Source organism: Exiguobacterium sp. UBA3968 (genome assembly GCF_002385115.1).
Lineage (GTDB): Bacteria > Bacillota > Bacilli > Exiguobacteriales > Exiguobacteriaceae > Exiguobacterium_A.
In genome coordinates this window covers 1867939-1885485 of sequence record NZ_DGCW01000005.1, presented here as the reverse complement: position 1 = coordinate 1885485, position 17547 = coordinate 1867939, and the positions used below count along the sequence as shown (strand labels likewise).

The window sequence follows — 17547 nt, the reverse complement described above, 5'->3', positions numbered from 1 at the left end:
TTTTTGAAATTCAAAAAAATCGTCCAATAAACAGGTACAGATATGTGGAGCGGGAATAGAGAGTAGGGAGAGGAGTGAGGAGATGAAGCGAGCTAGCTGGAAAGAAGCAGTCGTCTATCAAGTCTATTGGCGCAGTTTTAAGGATTCGAATGGGGACGGCATCGGTGATTTGCGAGGTGTCATCGACAAGCTAGATTACATCGCATCGCTTGGTGTCGATATCGTCTGGTTAAATCCATGTTACCGTTCTCCAGACATCGATAATGGCTATGATATTGCCGATTATTACACGATCATGGACAAGGCGGGGACGATGGGCGATCTACAAGAGTTGATCACAGCGGCTCACGCACGCGGCTTAAAGATAATTCTTGATTTGGTCGTCAATCATACGAGTGACCAGCATGACTGGTTCCGTCAGTCGCGGGACCGAATCCACGACAAGGATGATTGGTACATCTGGAAAGATGGAACGAAAGAGACGCCCCCGAACAATTGGCGGTCGTACTTTGCGCCGAGCCCTTGGACATGGAGTGAAGAGCGCGAACAATATTATTTCCATTCTTTTGCGAAAGAACAACCCGATTTGAACTGGGAACAACCGGCTGTCCGGCAAGCGATCTACGACATGATGAACTGGTGGATCGCTCAGGGGATTGACGGTTTCCGGATGGACGTCATCAACTTGATCAAAAAACGTTCGCTTGAGGATGTCGTCAATCCGTTTGATCTATCGTATCTCGGAAATCAACCAGGTGTGCACGACTTCCTTCAGGAAATGCATGCGAACGTCCTTGCCGGGAAAGACTTGTTCACGGTCGGTGAGATTCCGTTCGTCGGTCCGGAAGACGGTCTGTTATATGTCAGTGAAGAACGTGAAGAACTTCGGACACTGTTTCACTTCGAAATCGCGGACGACATGGAGGCGATGGATCTTTTACGTTTCAAGGAAATTCAGAAACGATGGTATGACGTCTTGTATCCGTTAGGCGTCAATTCACAGTTTCTCAACAACCACGATCATACGCGACAAGTGACTCGCTTTGGCAGTGAACGATACCGAGTCGAGAGTGCGAAACTACTCGGTTTGATGTTGCATACATTACCTGGCATTCCATACGTGTATCAAGGAGAAGAGATTGGGATGACGGGGATTCGCTTCTCGGATCCGTCGCTCTATCAAGACGTCGCCTTTCGCAATCGATACGAAGAGCGCGTCGCTGGCGGCGAGGATCCGGAGGTCGTACTCTCGTCAATGCAGTTACTCGCACGCGATAATTCCCGCACGCCGATGCAGTGGGACGGTACGCACGCGGCAGGCTTTACGAGTGGGAAACCGTGGTTAGCGGTCAATCCGAATTACACGGACATCAACGTCGCACAAGCAGAAGCCGATCCATCATCCGTACTTGCCTTCTACCGAGCATTGATTCAGATGCGAAAGGATCATCCAATCATGGTCTATGGTACGTATCGCGACTTAGCTCTTCATGATCCGTATCTCTACATCTATGAGCGGGAACTAGAAGGAGAAGTGTGGCGGATCGTTCTCAACGTGCATGACGAACCGATGCAAACTGCCTTCGTTTTATCACAAGATAAGTTGCTTGTGTCGAACTATCCAGATATCTCGGATGAACTACGTCCTTATGAAGCACGTGTATATCGATATACTGTTACAGAACAGAATTGAACTACTGGACGAAAAAACATCCGCGACGTGTCAGGAACGCGTCGCGGATGTTTTTTCGTGTGTTATTTGAAAGGTGACGATTTTTTCGTCTGTAAGACTTGCGTGAATCGATCGACGGCTTGGCGCATCTCGTAACTTGGTCCAAGGATGAGGGGACCATGTCCGACGGCAAGAATATCTGGAGACAGTTCCGTTAATTGATCGGCGGAGCGAAGAGCAACGTCCGGATCCCATGTCGCAAGTGCTGGGAACGGAAATTGCCAACGGACGTCACCGGAGACAGCGAGTCCCCCTTGTGTCTGAAAGGCATCTCCGGCGATTAGCATCCGACTACCTTCATGCCAAAGAGAAATCGAACCAGGTGTATGACCTGGCGAGGCGATGACGCTGAGGCTACCGACTTGTTGACCACTTTCGAGCAAACGATCTGGACGTGTTTTGATGTTTTTCGGAATACCGCCTTTTAAAGGAGTCGTTTCGCCTTCGCGTAGCGTCTCGTCCCCACTGAGCAATGCGGCATCACGGTAACTGATGCAGACTTGAGCGAGAGGAAAGGCATTCGCAAGGAAATCGAGCGAGCCGACATGATCGGCATGTGCGTGTGTCAGGATAATTGCGCCGAGCGGTTTTTCTTGCTTTCGAATATAGTGATAAAGCGCCTTTGCGTTGATTCCGAGTCCGGCGTCAATCAATGTCAAACTGTCTGCTTCTTCAAACAGGTAGCAATTGACCGGGAAAAAGGATGGGGTCGTCTGCAATTGGTGTAAACGTTCGATGATCGTGACACGCATCGGCTTCACTCCTTCAAAAAGTAAATAGACTTCTTCTTTAGTATCGTCTGTTTTTGAATAGGCGTCTAGACGGATTATGTGTAAAAAGAGGCACCATCTATTACTAGATGATCCCTCCCATGCTAATTATTCAAATGTCACAGCGAAGACAGCACCGGCATGTGGTGCATCATCTCCGTTGGCAGCTGTCGTGACGAGTAATCGATCTTCGTAAAAAATCGGACATGTCGGATTCGAGACAGGGAAGTCGACATGATCCAGTTTTTCGCCCGTCGTAAGATTCCAACGTGTGATACATGATCCGGCGTAATGTGCGATCCAAGCATGACCTTCAGCATCCTTCGTCATACCATCCGGGAATCCTTCTTCCTCTTCGAGATCAACGGCGACGCGTTTATTCGAAAGTGGGGCATCGGGAGCGTAGTCGAAGGCATAGACTTTTTTTGTTGGTGTATCGATATGATAGAGCGTCTTGCCATCTTCTGACCAGACGAGTCCATTGGAGTTCGTCAAGTCTTCGTGTAAAACATCGATGGAACCGTCATGACGCAGACGGAACAGCCCAGCTGTTTTACCGTCTTCTTCATTAATGCTACCAGCGACATATTGTCCGGTCGGATCGAGCTTACCATCGTTCATCCGATCAGAATCCGGTAATGACAATTGATGTTCGAGAGACAGATGACCTTCCTTGAGATCGAACGTGCCAAAGCCATGTGCTGATGTGACACGCAATAAGTCCGGAGCGTCCGTCAAGGCAATCGATGTAATAGCGCTTGGCAACGTATATGGTTTAAGTGCTTCTGTAACAAGATCATATGAAAAGAGCAGTTGATTCGGAATATCGACGAAATAAAAGCGTTTTGTTTTTGCGTCGTAAACAGGGGATTCACCTGTCTTGCAGGTGATATCAATGAATAGGGAAACGGTCATGAGTACTCTTCCTCCTAAGCGGACGGCTCTACATGCTGTCCAAGTAATAACAATTTAGTATACCTGTTTTGATACGCAATCAAACCTAAGTCAAGGTGTACCCTCGCATCGACTTTGGGAAAAGAAACGTTTAAAAAAATAGCCTGCTTCCAAAGCAGACTATCGGTATGAACGTGACGTCAGCGGCTTTTCACCAGTAGGTTGACCGCTTCCTTCACGAGTTCTTCTGTTTGTCCATCGCCGTTTTGTTCTGCTTCCTTGACACACTCGATCAAATTCGAGCTAACGACGACGCCGATCGTCCGGTCAATCGCAGAACGGGCAGCGGAGAGCTGGGTGATGACATCGCGGCAATCTTGCCCTTCTTCCATCATCCGTAAAATACCTCGTAGCTGTCCTTCAATCCGACTAACACGGTTTTTCATCTTCCGATCATAATCCATCTTTATTCCTCCGATTCCCGTTGACCTGACGTCATGTAGTATCTTTATGCTATGCCCATTACGGTATCGCTGTCAATTCAGCAGAATTTTAAGCTATACTTTTAATAGAATGAGGGAATATGGATGTGGTGAAGTTTTTTACTTAGAAAATGGATGAAATCGAAAACGATTTGGTGTCAGCTTACGTATACTATATGATAGGGCTGACGTCAGAAGGAGGAGAAGGATGCACACTCAATCCGATGAATCGCTTTATCATCTGATGCGTAGCGGTGACGAGCAAGCTCTCGAGACATTATACGATAAGTACGAGAGGTTATTGTTTTCATTCGCCCATCGCTTTACGAATAATGACCGGTTGTCCGAAGAAGTCATACAGGAAGTATGGATGAAGATTTGGAATGGTCGTGTTGATTTTGATACACAAAAAGGAAAGTTTTCATCGTGGATTTTAACGATTACACGTAACGCGGCACTCGATTGTCTCCGTCGTGAAAAACGACAACCGACGATCGAAGTCGAAGAGCGGGATGGTGGATACGACGAGCCGGTCGAGCGGACGGTCATGCAGCGCGAAACGGCTGCTGAAGTACGCGGCGCGGTCAGTGAATTGAAGCCAGAACAGCAAGAGCTGATCGAACTCGTTTACTTCCAGGGGATGACGCAACAACAGATTTCAGAGCAGCTCGATTTACCTCTTGGAACGGTCAAGACGCGAATCAGGAGCGCGATTCAAGCATTACGAAAACGAATGGATGGGAGGGAACGAGATGGAAGAACGTTGTCATGACTTAATCGATTATTTTAATGGAACATTATCCGCAGCTGATCGCGACGCGTTCGAAGCGCATCTTTCGACGTGCGAAGAATGTCGTGAAGCGCTTTTAGAAATGGAAGAACTCATGCTTCCCATCGCTGAATCGCTTCCGGAGCGACCCGTTCCTGCAGGTATGAAAGCGCGAATTCTTGGAGAAGTCCTTGGTTCAGCAGAGGCAGCGTCTCCGAAGGAAGCACCGATGACTACTCCGGTAGACATTAAACAAGCACGTCAGCAACAAACGAAGAAGAAGAGTGTGCCACTCGGTTGGTTGATGAGTATCGCCGCCGCCTTGATTCTCTCGCTTGGTGCGAATGCCTACTTCCTGTCACAGGAAGAGAGCACAGATACACCAGAGACGTTAGCCATGGATGAGATCAAAGGGATGGGGAACTTTGAAAGTACCGAGTCCATTAAAGGATCGAGCATGATTTTCACGCAAAACGATAAATCGTATATGCTCGTTCAACTGAAAGATTTACCACCGCTTCAAAAAGGTCAGCTCTATCAATTGTGGACGCTCGAAGGAGAGACACCTACTGCGAACGGTGTCATCGAAAAAGATGGAGAGGCAGCAGCCGTCTTCCCGCTTAAAGGAGACGGAAAAGTTGATGCCGTCGCCATCACGGTCGAACCCGAACCGGATTTAGAAAAACCGACGGGTGAAATCGTCGCATCGGTAGCACTCTAAAAATGATGTTTAACGGATCCGTCTCGAGCGGATCCGTTTTTGTGTAAGAAGTCGAGTGGATTAGGTAAAAAAGTGATGGAATGATAAGAAATCAAACGAATTTCTAAATTTCACTGAAAAAAAGAGTCAGAGCAGACGATAGTTAGGAGAATGACATTTCATAAGGAGAGACCTCATACAATGAATGAATGGATCATCTTAACGAAACACTACGAAGTGACATTGGTCGTGTTATCGGTGCTCGTTGCCATCCTCGGCTCATATGGTTCACTGGAGTTAAATCGTCGTCTAGCGAAAGCGACTTCCTTAAAGAAGCGTGCCTTGTTCCTCTCGTCGTTGACGATGGGGTTATCGATCTGGGGAATGCATTTCGTCGGGATGGGAGCATTCTCTCTGTCCGTCACGGTTCGCTATGATTGGTTTTTAATGTTCTTATCCGTCATTCCCGCTATTTTGGCTGCTTTCATTGCCTTTCATTTGTTGTACTCGTCGACGATTACGCGAAAGAAGGTCATTTTAGCAGGATCCCTGATGGGGAGCGGAATCGCTACGATGCATTACCTTGGCATGATGGCGATGGAGTTCGGTGGAGCCGTTCGGTATGAGAAAAGTTTATTTTTTTTATCCGTCCTGATTGCAGTCACTGTCGCCTATATCGCCTTGCTACTGCTTCATCGCTTGAGACATGTCGATAAGAAACGGATCTTGATTCCCATCGCAGTCGTGATGGGGTTTGCCATCTCTTCGATGCATTATGTCGGAATGCTCGGCACATCGTTCTGTATTCCAGCCTCAGATGCCGGACTTATCGGTGATGCTCCAATCACGTCGAACATCTTGAATGAAGTCGCGATACCGGTCTTCTTGATTCTCGTGTTGATTGCAGGTCTCTACATTCACCTCGAACGTCGTGCACTGCAGATGATGGCGTATACCGATCATCTGACGGGATTAAACAACCGACGATGGCTCGATCATCACATGACAAAAGTCGATGCCCAGTATGGTCGTGCTAAGCAGGAGATGGCGATGGCGTTACTTGATCTTGATGGATACAAATGGGTCAATGACACATTCGGATTCGATAAGGGAGATGCGGTCATCCGCCAATTCGCAGAACGGATGTTACAGACGTTGAAGGAAGATGAAGCGTGTATTCGTTATAACGGGACGCAGTTCTTCCTCATCAAACGTGTCTCACAAGAAGACATGACAGATGTTTTCGAACAAATTTTAGACGATGTACGTCTTCCGATTGATCTCGAAGATCAACCGGTTCATTTGACAGCAACGATGGGCGTCATCCTCCCGAATGCGAAGGAATCACTTGAGATGCGAATCGGTCAGATGGAGAGTGCGCTTCGGGCTGGCAAAAATGAGGGACGTGATCGCTTCATCGTGTATGATGACTCACTACACTCGGATCGTAGAGAGCAATTGATTGTCGGATCCTTACGCCGGGCGATGACGGATTTCAAGGAGTTCGCCCTCGTCTATCAACCGAAGATCGCCCTTGCGACGGGAAAAGTTGATCAAGCGGAAGTCTTGATCCGCTGGAATCATCCGAAGTTTGGTTTCATCTCACCGGCGGAGTTCATCCCGCTTGCAGAAAAATACAGTTTGATTCACCGTTTAACTGAGTGGGTACTCAAAGAAACCGTCGCCCAGATGGAGATTTGGAAGAAGGAAGATTATTTCATTCGCCAAGTCTCGGTGAACTTATCGGCGATGCATTTCCGGTCCGAGTCACACAACTTAATGATTAAGGAAATCGTCCACCATTCATTGAAGAATGGGAGCGAACTACAGCTACAGCTTGAAATCACGGAAACATCCGTCATGGAGAACCTCGACCGGGCAATGATGATGCTCGGTGAACTGAAACAACTCAGTCTGACGATCGCACTTGATGATTTCGGAACGGGTCTATCATCATTGACACACCTGAAGCATCTCCCGATTGATATCCTGAAGATCGATAAATCGTTCATCGATGAAGTCCCGCATGACGAACGCGGAACGGCAATCACGGAAATGATCATTCAGCTTGCGAAGAGTCTCGGGATCGAAGTCGTCGCGGAAGGCGTCGAGACACTCGAACAGCATCTTTTCCTGAAACGTCTCGGTTGTGATTATGGACAAGGTTATTATTACAGTAAGCCGATGCATGTGAAGGATCTGAATCAGCGGACGATTGAAGAGACCGTTCTAAATGTCGGATAAAGCAATCCAAACACGACTTTCGTTCGTATACTAGATAAGCATGCGAGGATGATGCATGCGACGTCTGGGGGGACGCAAAGCGCTGGATTTTCTCACCAGCTTGTGCACGGCGCAGACAGACATCTAGTACATTCAATCATACTCAGACCATCCAAGCTTTTAACGTAGCACCTGTCTGTTCGAACACAAACAAAGGCAACTTCCATCGCGGAAGTTGCCTTTTTCGTCTGTGCTTATGAACGAACCGTCAGGACACAGCCTGTTTGATCCGTAACGAGCACGTTCGTATTGAAGTATTGTCCATCGCTTTTAAGGATTAACGCTTTTTTCTCCGCGTTGTAATCGAGCGTCATGTCTTGATCGAGGAAATGACTCGACCATCGTTTGACAAGAACGGGTCCGACATTCGAGTCGATCGTCATGTCTTCCGGTGTCGCTTCATCGACGAGACGAATACTGAAAATACCAGAGTTTCCGCAACCGCAACCTTCTGTATCGTAGTAGAGGTGTAGTTGACCGGATACTTCACCGCGTAATTGATTGATTCGTTCCTGAGCAGATGGTGTAAATGTGATGTTCATGGTCATTCACTCCTTTTCTCTAGTATACGCCGTTCGAATGAGAAAGGAACGTCACTTGCTCACGCTGACTCGACGGCGCATCCGTACAAGAAGGAAGATATACCCGGCTAACAATAAGACGACGCTACCGAGAACCGCCGTATCGACGAGACCGTTATCCGACTCGAAATTGATTGCGATGTACGCCCAGACGAAGACGAGCGGATAAATCGGATCGCGGTTTGCGAACATGAAGAGAAGGGCGACGATGACACCGACGACCAGCATAATCATCGTCCAACCGGCATCTCCGATTCCAAGCCACGACGTCACGCCCTCTGCGTTGATCGTTAGGAAGATGTCGGCGATCGTTGCGACCGATACCCAGCCGAGATAAAGCGAGAAAGGTAGCTTGAAGCGTAAGCCTTTCGTCTCGCGGTCGATTTTCGAGTAGATGACGATCAATGACAGCAAGAGACCAACGATGACGACGACAGATACGACGAACAATTCGAAGGTGAATGAGACAATCCAGCCAGCATTGAATAAACAGCAGATCAGGAACCATGGTCCGATTTTTTTCGCCAGTTCATGTTCCTTGAATTTTGGGATCGTTTGGAGAATCAACCAAATGAGTAAAATCGTATAGATCAATCCCCAAATCGAGAACGCATAACCAGCCGGTTTGAATAACGTAAAGATGGAGTCAGAAATCCGTCCTGTCTTTCCACCATCGAGGGCGTTCACAGCAATCGTAAAGATGAAGCCGACCCAGTTAAGCCAAATCCATTTATTTTTCAAACAAAAAACCTCCTTTATTCTCTAAAGAAGGTTTACCCAAAAATCATTTTCATTAGTCATCATGGTCGACGCGTCGGGTTCAAAAAGGACATGCCGATGGCGGGGTTTCCGGTATGTGAACCGAGAACCGGCGTTAAATCATCGATTCGGACCCGGACGTCGAACTGTGCTTCGAGTCGATTTTTCCAATCGAGCGCCAGTTCATACGCTGTCGCGTGGAACAACGAGATGTCCGTCACTTGACCGCGCTCGAGAATCAAAACAAGGTGATCAAAAATCTTTGAATGGGCTTTCTTGAACGTCCGAACGGTTTGGTATGGAACGATCTTTCCTTCTTCGAAGTGGAACAACGGACGCAGTTGCAACAAGTTACCGACGAATGCCTTCGTCGAGGATATCCGTCCACCGGCTTGCAATTGATCGAGGTTCGCGACAGTGAATTCGATATGGTGGTCGAAACGACGCTCCAGAATGATCTGTTCGACGGATTCAATCGAATGTCCCGCTTCGACGAGCTCGATTGCCTCTGCTAAGAGCTGACCAGCCGGATAAATCCCACAACGAGAATCAATCGCGATCAAGCGGAAGCCGGCAATTTCTGCGCCTTGGACGGACGCGTTATACGTTCCGCTCAGTTCACTCGACAGGTGGACAGCAAAACCGATGTCGTAATCTTCTTTTAGTCGTTCGTAGTGTTCGGTAAAACTACCGATGGAAGGTTGGCTCGTCGTCACTTTATGTTTTGCATCAATCCAGCTATAGACGGTTTCCGCATTTACATCGACCCCATCGATGAAACTTTCACCATCCTTCATGACGAGTAAAGGGACAACCGAGAGATCGTCGCGCTTTGCGATCGTATCCGGTAAAATCGTCGTACTATCAGTGATCCAAGCAATCCGCATTACAAGTTCCTCCTCAAATTAGTACCTGATAATAATTGTAGGTGTAAGCGTTCTCGCTGTCAAATGAACATTAAAAAATATCAAACGTTTTAGTTGATTAAATAATGAAATACGCTATAATCGGTACGTGATTAGTAAACTTTTAGTCATCTTATACTAAACTAAGCCGATGAGAGGAGGACGTCGATTGTACTCAATCGGACAAAAAATCAAGAACCTCCGTCTTCAAAAGGGATTGACGCAAGAGGAACTCGGGGAAAGAACAGACCTGAGTAAAGGGTACATCTCGCAACTCGAACGGGAAATCAGTTCCCCATCGATCGAGACACTGTTTCATCTCCTTGAAGTCCTTGGCATCTCACCGAAGGATTTCTTTGATGAGGACGCACTTAATCAAAAAGTCGTCTATGGAGAAGAAGATGTCACAACATATGCGGACGAAGAACAAGGGTATCATGTCACATGGCTCATCCCGGAATCGAATGAAAAAGAGATGGAACCGGTCCTGCTGACACTTGCGCCAGGGGGAGCCTTCAAGACGTATGAACCTTCGGGGGCGGAGACATTCGTCTATGTGCTCGCGGGGAACGTCACGTTGACGCTCGGACGTCAGTCTTTTTTAGCGAAGCAAGGGGAGACACTTTACTATAAGGCTTCAGAAATTCATCAATTACGCAATGAGTCAATGCAAGAGACAAAGGTCCTCGTGACCGCAACCGACTCATACCTATAAAGGAGGAACTAGATTGGCAGATACTACGATCATTCAATTCAAGGACGTCACGAAACGTTATGACGATCAGACCGTTCTTGATCAAGTCAGCTTTGAAATCGAACGCGGCAAGTTCTATACGTTACTCGGACCATCGGGTTGCGGGAAAACGACGATCTTACGACTTATCGCCGGTTTTTCGGAAGCGACAGAGGGAGACATTATCTTCGACGGGAAACGGATCAATGATGTGCCGGCGAACAAACGTCAAGTTAATACCGTTTTCCAAGATTACGCACTGTTCCCACACTTAAATGTCTTCGAAAACATTGCTTTTGGTCTTCGGATCAAGAAGGTGAAGGAAGCGGAAATCGCACAACGTGTGACCGATGCATTGAAGTTCGTCAACTTGTCCGGTTATGAGAAACGGGAAATCACCGAGATGTCGGGTGGACAACGGCAGCGTGTCGCGATTGCCCGGGCAATCGTCAATGAACCGGAAGTCATCTTGCTCGATGAGCCGCTCTCGGCACTCGACTTGAAATTGCGGACAGAGATGCAATATGAGCTCCGCGACTTACAACGTCGTCTTGGGATCACGTTCATCTTCGTCACACATGACCAAGAAGAGGCACTCGCGATGTCAGATGAAATCTTCGTTCTCAATCACGGTGTCATTCAACAATCGGGAACGCCGACAGATATTTATGATGAACCGATCAACCGCTTCGTCGCGGACTTCATCGGCGAGTCGAATATCATTCCTGGACGTATGATTGAAGATTATCGAGTTTGGTTCGCAGAAAAAGAATTCGAATGTGTTGACCGCGGTCTTGAGCTGAACGAACCGGTCGAAATCGTCATTCGTCCCGAGGATCTTGAAATTACGAATGTGACACAAGGAAAACTAAAGGTTACGGTCGACTCACAGTTGTTCCGTGGGGTGCACTATGAAATCGCCTGTATGGATGAAGTCGGAAACGAATGGCTCGTCCACAGTACGAAAAAAGCGACGGTTGGTGAACAAATCGGTCTGACGTTTGATCCGGAAGCGATCCACGTCATGCGATTGAACGAGACGGAAGAAGAATTTGATAAGCGTCTGGAATCCTACGACGGGGTGTTATGATGCAGAAATCACGTAACTGGTATCTCATCCCGTATCTATTCTGGATCGCCTTATTCGTCATCGCACCAATTGTGCTCGTCGTCTATTATTCGTTTCTTGATCTTGATGGCAATTTCTCATTTGAGAACTACCGGAACTTCTTCACATCGACGTATCTAACGATGACGCTTAGTTCGTTCTGGTATGCTTTTTTGATCACCTTGTTTTCACTCTTGATCGGTTATCCGACGGCTTATTTGCTGACGAAGACGAAACATAAACAACTTTGGCTATTGCTCGTCATCTTGCCGACATGGATCAACTTATTGTTGAAAACCTACGCCTTCATCGGATTGTTCAGTACGTATGGTCTCGCAAATCAAACGCTTGAAGCGATCGGAATCGGACGGAAGCAAATCCTGTTTACCGATTTCAGTTTTGTCTTCGTCTCGGTTTACATTTTCATTCCGTTCATGATCCTACCGATCTTCAACGCGATAGAAAAACTGAACCCATCGCTCGTCTTCGCGGCACGTGATCTCGGAGCTTCAAATTTCACGACATTCCGTCGTGTCGTCTTTCCGTTGACACTTGACGGTGTGAAATCAGGCTGTCAGCTTGTCTTCATTCCGGCATTGTCACTGTTCATGATCACGCGTTTGATTGCCGGGAACCGCGTCATTACGCTCGGTACGGCGATTGAACAGCAATTCCTCGTGACACAGAACTGGGGCATGGGCGCTACGATTGCCGTCTTCCTCATCATCGCGATGGCAATCATCCTTGCCTTGACAAGTACGAAACGGAAGAAAGGAGCGACGACTTGATGAAACGTCTGAAACTAGCAAATCTTTATTTGATCGGTGTCTTCATCATTTTGTATGCTCCGATTTTTTATCTCGCATTCTATTCGTTCAACAGCGCTGATAACATGACGAACTTCGATTCGTTCACGTGGGATTGGTATAAGGAAGTCTTCCAAGATTCACGCTTGTTGATCATCGTCTTGAACACACTCGTCATCGCGTTGTTGTCAGCCGCAATCTCGACGATTCTCGGAGTATTCGGAGCGATCGGGATCCAGGCGGTCCGCAAGAAACGTGTCGAGACGTCGTTGTTGACGCTCAACAGTATCTTGATCGTCAGCCCCGATGTCATCATCGGAGCATCGTTTTTGATCTTCTTTACGATGCTTGGAATCCAGCTTGGCTTTACGTCAGTCTTACTCTCTCATATCGCATTTTCGGTACCGATCGTCGTCATTCTCGTCTTGCCGAAATTACAGGAGATGAGTCCAACGCTCGTCGATGCGGCGCGTGACTTAGGCGCGAGTCGCTGGGATGTCTTAACGAAGGTCGTCCTGCCGTATATCACACCCGGTATCTTTGCTGGATTCTTTACAGCATTGACGTATTCACTTGACGATTTTGCGGTGACATTCTTCGTAACAGGAAACGGCTTTACGACATTATCTGTCGAAATCTACTCACTTGCCCGCCAAGGGATTTCGATGAAGATCAATGCGTTGTCGACCGTCATCTTCTTGTTTACATTCCTGCTCGTCATCGGCTACTACTTCTTGAACCAACGAGCTGCTACGAAGCTTTCGCGACCGGAGGTGAAATGACCGTTGAAAAAATTGATTCAATTATTCGTCGCGATTTTCTTGATCTCGGGTGTCATCCTATTCACCTTGAATCAGTTAAACGAGACACAAGGGTATTCAGGTAAGAATGTCTTGAACATTTATAACTGGGGCGATTATATCGATCCGGCATTGATCAAACAGTTTGAAAAAGAGAGTGGCATCAAGGTCGTCTATCAGACATTCGACTCGAACGAAGCGATGTTGACGAAAATCGAACAGGGAGGAACGACGTACGATATCGCCGTTCCATCCGACTATGCGATCGCAAAGATGATCGATGAGAAGCTCGTCCTGCCGATTGATCATCAAAAAATCCCGAATCTCAAAAATATCGATTCACGTTTCTTGGATCTATCCTTTGATCCGAAAAATAAATATTCGATTCCGTATTTCTGGGGAACGGTCGGTATCGTCTACAACAAAGACTTGATCGGAAAAAAACCAACGAGCTGGAAGGATCTATGGGATCCGAAGCTGAAGAACCAGATTCTACTTGCCGATGGTGCGCGTGAAGTGATAGGTATGAGTTTGAACAGTCTCGGTTATTCCTTGAATGAGACGAATGAGTCGAAGCTACAGGAAGCAAAAGCGAACCTGATGCGTTTGACGCCAAATGTCAAAGCGATCGTCGGGGACGAAATCAAGTTATTGCTTGCGAACGAAGAAGCAGGACTTGGTGTCGTCTGGTCTGGAGATGCGAACGAGATCATGAGTGAAAACGACAAACTTGACTATGTCATTCCAAAAGAAGGCTCGAACGTCTGGTTCGATAATATCGTCATTCCAAAGACAGCTAAAAACGTCAAGGGAGCACATCAGTTCATCAACTTCATGTTACGCCCAGATATTTCAGCGAAAAATGCGGACTACGTCGGTTATTCGACACCGAACAAAGAAGGCTTAAAGTTACTCGACAAATCGGTTCGGACAGATAAACGATTCTATCCTGATAAACAAGTCACGGATACGCTTGAAGTCTATGAGAACCTCGGGAAGAAGATGCTCGCGCATTACAATGAGTTGTTCTTAGAGTTTAAGATGCATAAGAAATGAGGAAAAACCTAGTGCTAGGGGCACTAGGTTCTTTTTTTATTTCTCTTCATAAAAATAAATATAAGTTCCCAAAAAAAAACTGTAAAAACTGAATAATTTTTTGAAATAGGGGAATCAGTTTATTATCAACGCCTTTTTATAGGCACCGGGGAGGACATCATCATGAAACAAGTTCTAGGAATCATCTTAACTGCCGCTCTCACTGTCAGCATCGTGTCAGGCACTTCATATAAACAGCAACCGGTCGAGGCGTCAAAACAATCAGACGTCAAATGGCTTCAAGAAATTCAAACACAAGCGAAACAAGCGCGCTCACTCGATGGAAAAGTCGTACTTGAAAAAACGACACTTGCACAAGTACATAAAGCGTACAAAGGGGAAAAGAACTCCAATTGGTGTCAAAGTGGAAATGGTCTTGCTTCAGCAGATCGCTCCCTTCATTACTGTTCAACGTATGGCGTGAAGGACACAAAAGCTAAAGTTAGCGCCATCGTCTATGATCCAAAGCAAATCAAACGGACGGTGACGGTCAAAGAAGCTAAAAAAGCATATCCGACAGCGAAACTCGATAAAACATTCAACGTCATGACTGTTTCCTCGAAACAGGTCAACATTTATCTAAATTTAAATTCCGACCGTACACAAGTCATGTCAATTCTAGTAAAATATAACTAACGAAAAAGGATGACCGATTCGGCCATCCTTTTTATTTAATCGTTTTATAGAGTGGTACGAGATGCGAATAGGTATTTCGAATCATTTCGAGTAATTCTTCGCGTGACAGTTGATGAACTTGTTCTGCCGGAATATGGCGACCGACAAGGAACTCTGCTTTTTTGACGTCGTGGAAACGTTGTAACCCTTTTTGAAGATCCGTCGCGTGAACAGGAACCGCGTCTTTTTTCATATGGTCATAAGAAACGACGAAATCATCCGGAAGAGTCGTCAGCAGTTCCGTATGCTGTAACAGTTTTGATGCATATTGTTGTTTGTTCGGTAACTCATAAATATAAGCGAGCCAAATGAACAAGTGATCATCAAATAGACCGACTTGAAAGTGCGGATGTTTTTTATATCCACGTCTATCGGGCGAGAATGCCATCCATGTATCTTTCGGAGGATTGACCTTCCGCCGAGCATGTTGCGCGATGTGGACATGGACATCTTCTGCTGTTGCGACCGTCAAGTCAGGTGCGACTTCTTGACCGATGTCGCGGAAGACAGGCTGAATCCGTTCACGAATCGCCTCCATCCGGGGTTCTAATCCATCAATCTGAAATGTATCAAATGCATGTTGCGTGAATGTGTTTGTCATGAAAAATATCACCTCATATTAATTGTATCAAAGGATACTATCGAAGTTCGACATTTTGCTTGAAAAGTAGAATAATGGACATGTCGATTTCCAGTAATATACAACTACATACTTAAGAGGAAGGGGAATGTTTTGTGCGTCGTTTTCAACAATATCTCCTCCGAAGCTGGGCCGTTTTTTTCGTAATCGTCATTGGCATCGATCTTTTTGCGAAGTCAAAGGATTATAATCTCAGCATCGATTTGTTTACGTTCTTATTGATTGCCGTCTTGTCGACGATTTTCGTCATCGATCCTGTCCGCCGTCGTCATATGAGTTTTACCTTTCATTTTGGATTTGTTCTCTTTACGTTTTTATCATACGGTTTGTTATCAGCGATTTTCGTCGGTCAACTGACGATGCTCATCTATCAGTTGCGGACGATCCATACGCCGATCGGACGTCGTCGGATGTTGCACAACTATCCGTTCAATGTCGCGCTCGAGTTGTTTCTGATCGTGCCAGCAGGTCTTGCCTATAATGCCCTAGGTGGAACACACGGAGACGCATTCCTGTTGACAGAAAACATCGTTCCGTTACTAGCGATGGTCGCGATCCTTTGGATCGTACTCTTGTTACAATACCAGTTATCTCGATTTCTTCTCGGAGAAAACATTCCGAGTGACGTCATGTTCCAGCTCTTACGTTTTGAAGCAGTCGTCATCACGGCAGAACTGTTATATGGGATCTTCAGTACACTCGTCGTCCAAGGGAATGGGAATAGTGGACTCGTCATGGCAGCATTTGCATTGTTCATCATCAAACGAGCACTCGGGAGTTCGGTCGAAGCGTCTGATCGTATCGAACATTGGGAGCAGATCGAGCGATTGAAAGAAGCAGCTTGGAAGGACGGCGATGCACAGTTCATCATCGAGCGATATCTGCGACAGCTCAATCAATTCGTCAAACCGGATATCGCTTGGATTAAGTTTGATTTTGAAGAAGGCAAGCAGACTGTCTACTATTCGTTGAAGGATGGACGAAAGTTAAAAGCAGATCATGTCGAAGGACGAATCATTGAAGATATCATCGAAAAAGAAGAAGTCCTTCTTTACGGCATGCAACAGGAATGGGATATTCGTCTGTACGATTGTCTGCCAGAAGAAACACAATCTGTCCTCTTCATCCAACCGGAGGCGACGGAGACGATTAACTGCTCCTTATTCCTTGCGTCCCATGCGAGTGGAGAGTTCACGAAGGATTTCGGATACGAGTTATACCGCGCTTTACGTGTTCTATCATGGGCCGTTGAACGAGCGCACGAGCGAGAGCGGTTATTGACGGATAGTCGAACAGATGCGATGACAAAATTGCCAAACTATCGTGCGCTACAAGAGTGGGGCGATCGTCGTATTAAACAACGCGATCTGTATCCGTTCTCTGCATTGATGATTGATTTGGATCACTTTAAACAAATCAATGATACGTATGGTCATGAAGTCGGAGATGTCGTTTTATTTGAAGTCGCGAAGTTATTGATGCAAGCAACACGTATCACGGATCTCGTTGCGCGTTACGGGGGAGAGGAATTCGTCATCTTGCTACCAAATACGGATCTTGATTCCGCACAAATCGTTGCAGAACGGATTCGTGAGACGTTACATGCGCATCCTATTTTAGTTGAAGGTCACACCCTTCAGATCACAGCAAGTATCGGAATCGATACGTTAAAGGAACTTGGGGATCTCGCGAGTCTGATTCGAAATGCGGACCGGGCGATGTACGTCGGTGCCAAGTTCCAAGGACGCGATCGTGTCGCATCGTATCAGGAGTGGAAAGAGAAGGTCATTTAAAGAAGCGAATAGAAGGTGGCGG

The 17547-nt window shown here is 46.6% G+C and carries 18 protein-coding genes; 11 read left to right on the top strand and 7 right to left on the bottom strand.

Features of this window, described 5'->3' with window-relative positions; translation table 11 throughout:
- Window positions 1–82 precede the first annotated feature (82 nt).
- Window positions 83–1693, top strand: coding sequence for an alpha-glucosidase (locus B3S86_RS11475; protein WP_290752642.1), 1611 nt, complete (start codon window positions 83–85; stop codon window positions 1691–1693).
- A gap of 62 nt (window positions 1694–1755) precedes the next feature.
- Here the strand turns inward: B3S86_RS11475 and B3S86_RS11470 are convergent, their stop codons facing one another.
- The 3 genes from B3S86_RS11470 to B3S86_RS11460 form a co-directional block, all read right to left on the bottom strand.
- Entirely contained in the window at window positions 1756–2484 is a 729-nt protein-coding gene (locus B3S86_RS11470; RefSeq protein ID WP_035410300.1) for an MBL fold metallo-hydrolase, read from the bottom strand.
- 126 nt (window positions 2485–2610) lie between these two features.
- Window positions 2611–3417, bottom strand: coding sequence for an SMP-30/gluconolactonase/LRE family protein (locus B3S86_RS11465; protein ID WP_056063188.1), 807 nt, complete (start codon window positions 3415–3417; stop codon window positions 2611–2613).
- 179 nt (window positions 3418–3596) lie between these two features.
- Window positions 3597–3860, bottom strand: a complete 264-nt coding sequence (locus tag B3S86_RS11460; protein WP_035410294.1) for a metal-sensitive transcriptional regulator — start codon at window positions 3858–3860, stop codon at window positions 3597–3599.
- A gap of 226 nt (window positions 3861–4086) precedes the next feature.
- On the opposite strand from B3S86_RS11460, the gene B3S86_RS11455 reads away from it, so the two are divergent.
- The 3 genes from B3S86_RS11455 (at window position 4087) to B3S86_RS11445 (ending at window position 7591) form a co-directional block, all read left to right on the top strand.
- Complete coding sequence (locus tag B3S86_RS11455) at window positions 4087–4650, top strand: RNA polymerase sigma factor (RefSeq protein ID WP_029342596.1); 564 nt, start codon at window positions 4087–4089, stop codon at window positions 4648–4650.
- On the top strand, window positions 4631–5368 hold the full coding sequence (locus tag B3S86_RS11450) for an anti-sigma factor (RefSeq protein WP_290752633.1): 738 nt from the start codon (window positions 4631–4633) through the stop codon (window positions 5366–5368). Before B3S86_RS11455 ends, B3S86_RS11450 begins: the two co-directional genes overlap by 20 nt.
- Window positions 5369–5548: 180 nt before the next feature.
- Window positions 5549–7591, top strand: a complete 2043-nt coding sequence (locus B3S86_RS11445) for a bifunctional diguanylate cyclase/phosphodiesterase (protein WP_290752630.1) — start codon at window positions 5549–5551, stop codon at window positions 7589–7591.
- 233 nt (window positions 7592–7824) lie between these two features.
- Here B3S86_RS11445 and B3S86_RS11440 read toward each other — a convergent pair whose 3' ends face one another.
- From B3S86_RS11440 to B3S86_RS11430, 3 genes are read right to left on the bottom strand one after another with little or no spacing between them, the layout of a single operon-like run.
- A complete protein-coding gene (locus tag B3S86_RS11440; protein WP_035410282.1) occupies window positions 7825–8172 on the bottom strand; it encodes an iron-sulfur cluster biosynthesis family protein in 348 nt (115 codons plus the stop codon).
- Window positions 8173–8223: 51 nt separating this feature from the next.
- Window positions 8224–8952: a tryptophan-rich sensory protein gene (locus tag B3S86_RS11435; RefSeq protein WP_290752625.1), complete on the bottom strand. Its 729-nt coding sequence runs from the start codon at window positions 8950–8952 to the stop codon at window positions 8224–8226.
- Window positions 8953–9011: 59 nt separating this feature from the next.
- Entirely contained in the window at window positions 9012–9857 is an 846-nt protein-coding gene (locus B3S86_RS11430; protein ID WP_290752623.1) for a DegV family protein, read from the bottom strand.
- A gap of 187 nt (window positions 9858–10044) precedes the next feature.
- Here B3S86_RS11430 and B3S86_RS11425 point away from each other — a divergent pair, with 187 nt between their 5' ends.
- From B3S86_RS11425 to B3S86_RS11400, 6 genes are all read left to right on the top strand, one after another.
- Complete coding sequence (locus B3S86_RS11425) at window positions 10045–10590, top strand: helix-turn-helix domain-containing protein (RefSeq protein WP_081780412.1); 546 nt, start codon at window positions 10045–10047, stop codon at window positions 10588–10590.
- A gap of 13 nt (window positions 10591–10603) precedes the next feature.
- Window positions 10604–11698: an ABC transporter ATP-binding protein gene (locus B3S86_RS11420; protein ID WP_035410273.1), complete on the top strand. Its 1095-nt coding sequence runs from the start codon at window positions 10604–10606 to the stop codon at window positions 11696–11698.
- Window positions 11698–12504, top strand: coding sequence for an ABC transporter permease (locus B3S86_RS11415; protein ID WP_414651173.1), 807 nt, complete (start codon window positions 11698–11700; stop codon window positions 12502–12504). The genes B3S86_RS11420 and B3S86_RS11415 overlap by 1 nt, the downstream gene beginning before the upstream one ends.
- Window positions 12504–13304, top strand: coding sequence for an ABC transporter permease (locus B3S86_RS11410; protein WP_035410268.1), 801 nt, complete (start codon window positions 12504–12506; stop codon window positions 13302–13304). Before B3S86_RS11415 ends, B3S86_RS11410 begins: the two co-directional genes overlap by 1 nt.
- Window positions 13305–13307: 3 nt before the next feature.
- A complete protein-coding gene (locus B3S86_RS11405; RefSeq protein WP_035410265.1) occupies window positions 13308–14378 on the top strand; it encodes an ABC transporter substrate-binding protein in 1071 nt (356 codons plus the stop codon).
- A gap of 162 nt (window positions 14379–14540) precedes the next feature.
- Window positions 14541–15053 (top strand): hypothetical protein, encoded by a 513-nt coding sequence (locus B3S86_RS11400; RefSeq protein ID WP_035410262.1) that lies wholly within the window; start codon window positions 14541–14543, stop codon window positions 15051–15053.
- A 31-nt stretch (window positions 15054–15084) separates the two neighbouring features.
- Here the strand turns inward: B3S86_RS11400 and B3S86_RS11395 are convergent, their stop codons facing one another.
- Window positions 15085–15693, bottom strand: coding sequence for a YktB family protein (locus B3S86_RS11395; protein ID WP_290752610.1), 609 nt, complete (start codon window positions 15691–15693; stop codon window positions 15085–15087).
- A 134-nt stretch (window positions 15694–15827) separates the two neighbouring features.
- On the opposite strand from B3S86_RS11395, the gene B3S86_RS11390 reads away from it, so the two are divergent.
- Window positions 15828–17525, top strand: a complete 1698-nt coding sequence (locus tag B3S86_RS11390) for a GGDEF domain-containing protein (RefSeq protein WP_290752607.1) — start codon at window positions 15828–15830, stop codon at window positions 17523–17525.
- Window positions 17526–17547 lie beyond the last annotated feature (22 nt).

What these genes read in the sequence shown, in the direction of transcription:
- B3S86_RS11475 (WP_290752642.1), top strand. Translation starts at nt 83, where the DNA reads ATGAAGCGAGCTAGCTGGAAAGAAGCAGTCGTCTATCAAGTCTATTGG.
- B3S86_RS11470 (WP_035410300.1), bottom strand. Translation starts at nt 2,484, where the DNA reads ATGCGTGTCACGATCATCGAACGTTTACACCAATTGCAGACGACCCCA.
- B3S86_RS11465 (WP_056063188.1), bottom strand. Translation starts at nt 3,417, where the DNA reads ATGACCGTTTCCCTATTCATTGATATCACCTGCAAGACAGGTGAATCC.
- B3S86_RS11460 (WP_035410294.1), bottom strand. Translation starts at nt 3,860, where the DNA reads ATGGATTATGATCGGAAGATGAAAAACCGTGTTAGTCGGATTGAAGGA.
- B3S86_RS11455 (WP_029342596.1), top strand. Translation starts at nt 4,087, where the DNA reads ATGCACACTCAATCCGATGAATCGCTTTATCATCTGATGCGTAGCGGT.
- B3S86_RS11450 (WP_290752633.1), top strand. Translation starts at nt 4,631, where the DNA reads ATGGAAGAACGTTGTCATGACTTAATCGATTATTTTAATGGAACATTA.
- B3S86_RS11445 (WP_290752630.1), top strand. Translation starts at nt 5,549, where the DNA reads ATGAATGAATGGATCATCTTAACGAAACACTACGAAGTGACATTGGTC.
- B3S86_RS11440 (WP_035410282.1), bottom strand. Translation starts at nt 8,172, where the DNA reads ATGAACATCACATTTACACCATCTGCTCAGGAACGAATCAATCAATTA.
- B3S86_RS11430 (WP_290752623.1), bottom strand. Translation starts at nt 9,857, where the DNA reads ATGCGGATTGCTTGGATCACTGATAGTACGACGATTTTACCGGATACG.
- B3S86_RS11415 (WP_414651173.1), top strand. Translation starts at nt 11,698, where the DNA reads ATGCAGAAATCACGTAACTGGTATCTCATCCCGTATCTATTCTGGATC.
- B3S86_RS11410 (WP_035410268.1), top strand. Translation starts at nt 12,504, where the DNA reads ATGAAACGTCTGAAACTAGCAAATCTTTATTTGATCGGTGTCTTCATC.
- B3S86_RS11400 (WP_035410262.1), top strand. Translation starts at nt 14,541, where the DNA reads ATGAAACAAGTTCTAGGAATCATCTTAACTGCCGCTCTCACTGTCAGC.
- B3S86_RS11395 (WP_290752610.1), bottom strand. Translation starts at nt 15,693, where the DNA reads ATGACAAACACATTCACGCAACATGCATTTGATACATTTCAGATTGAT.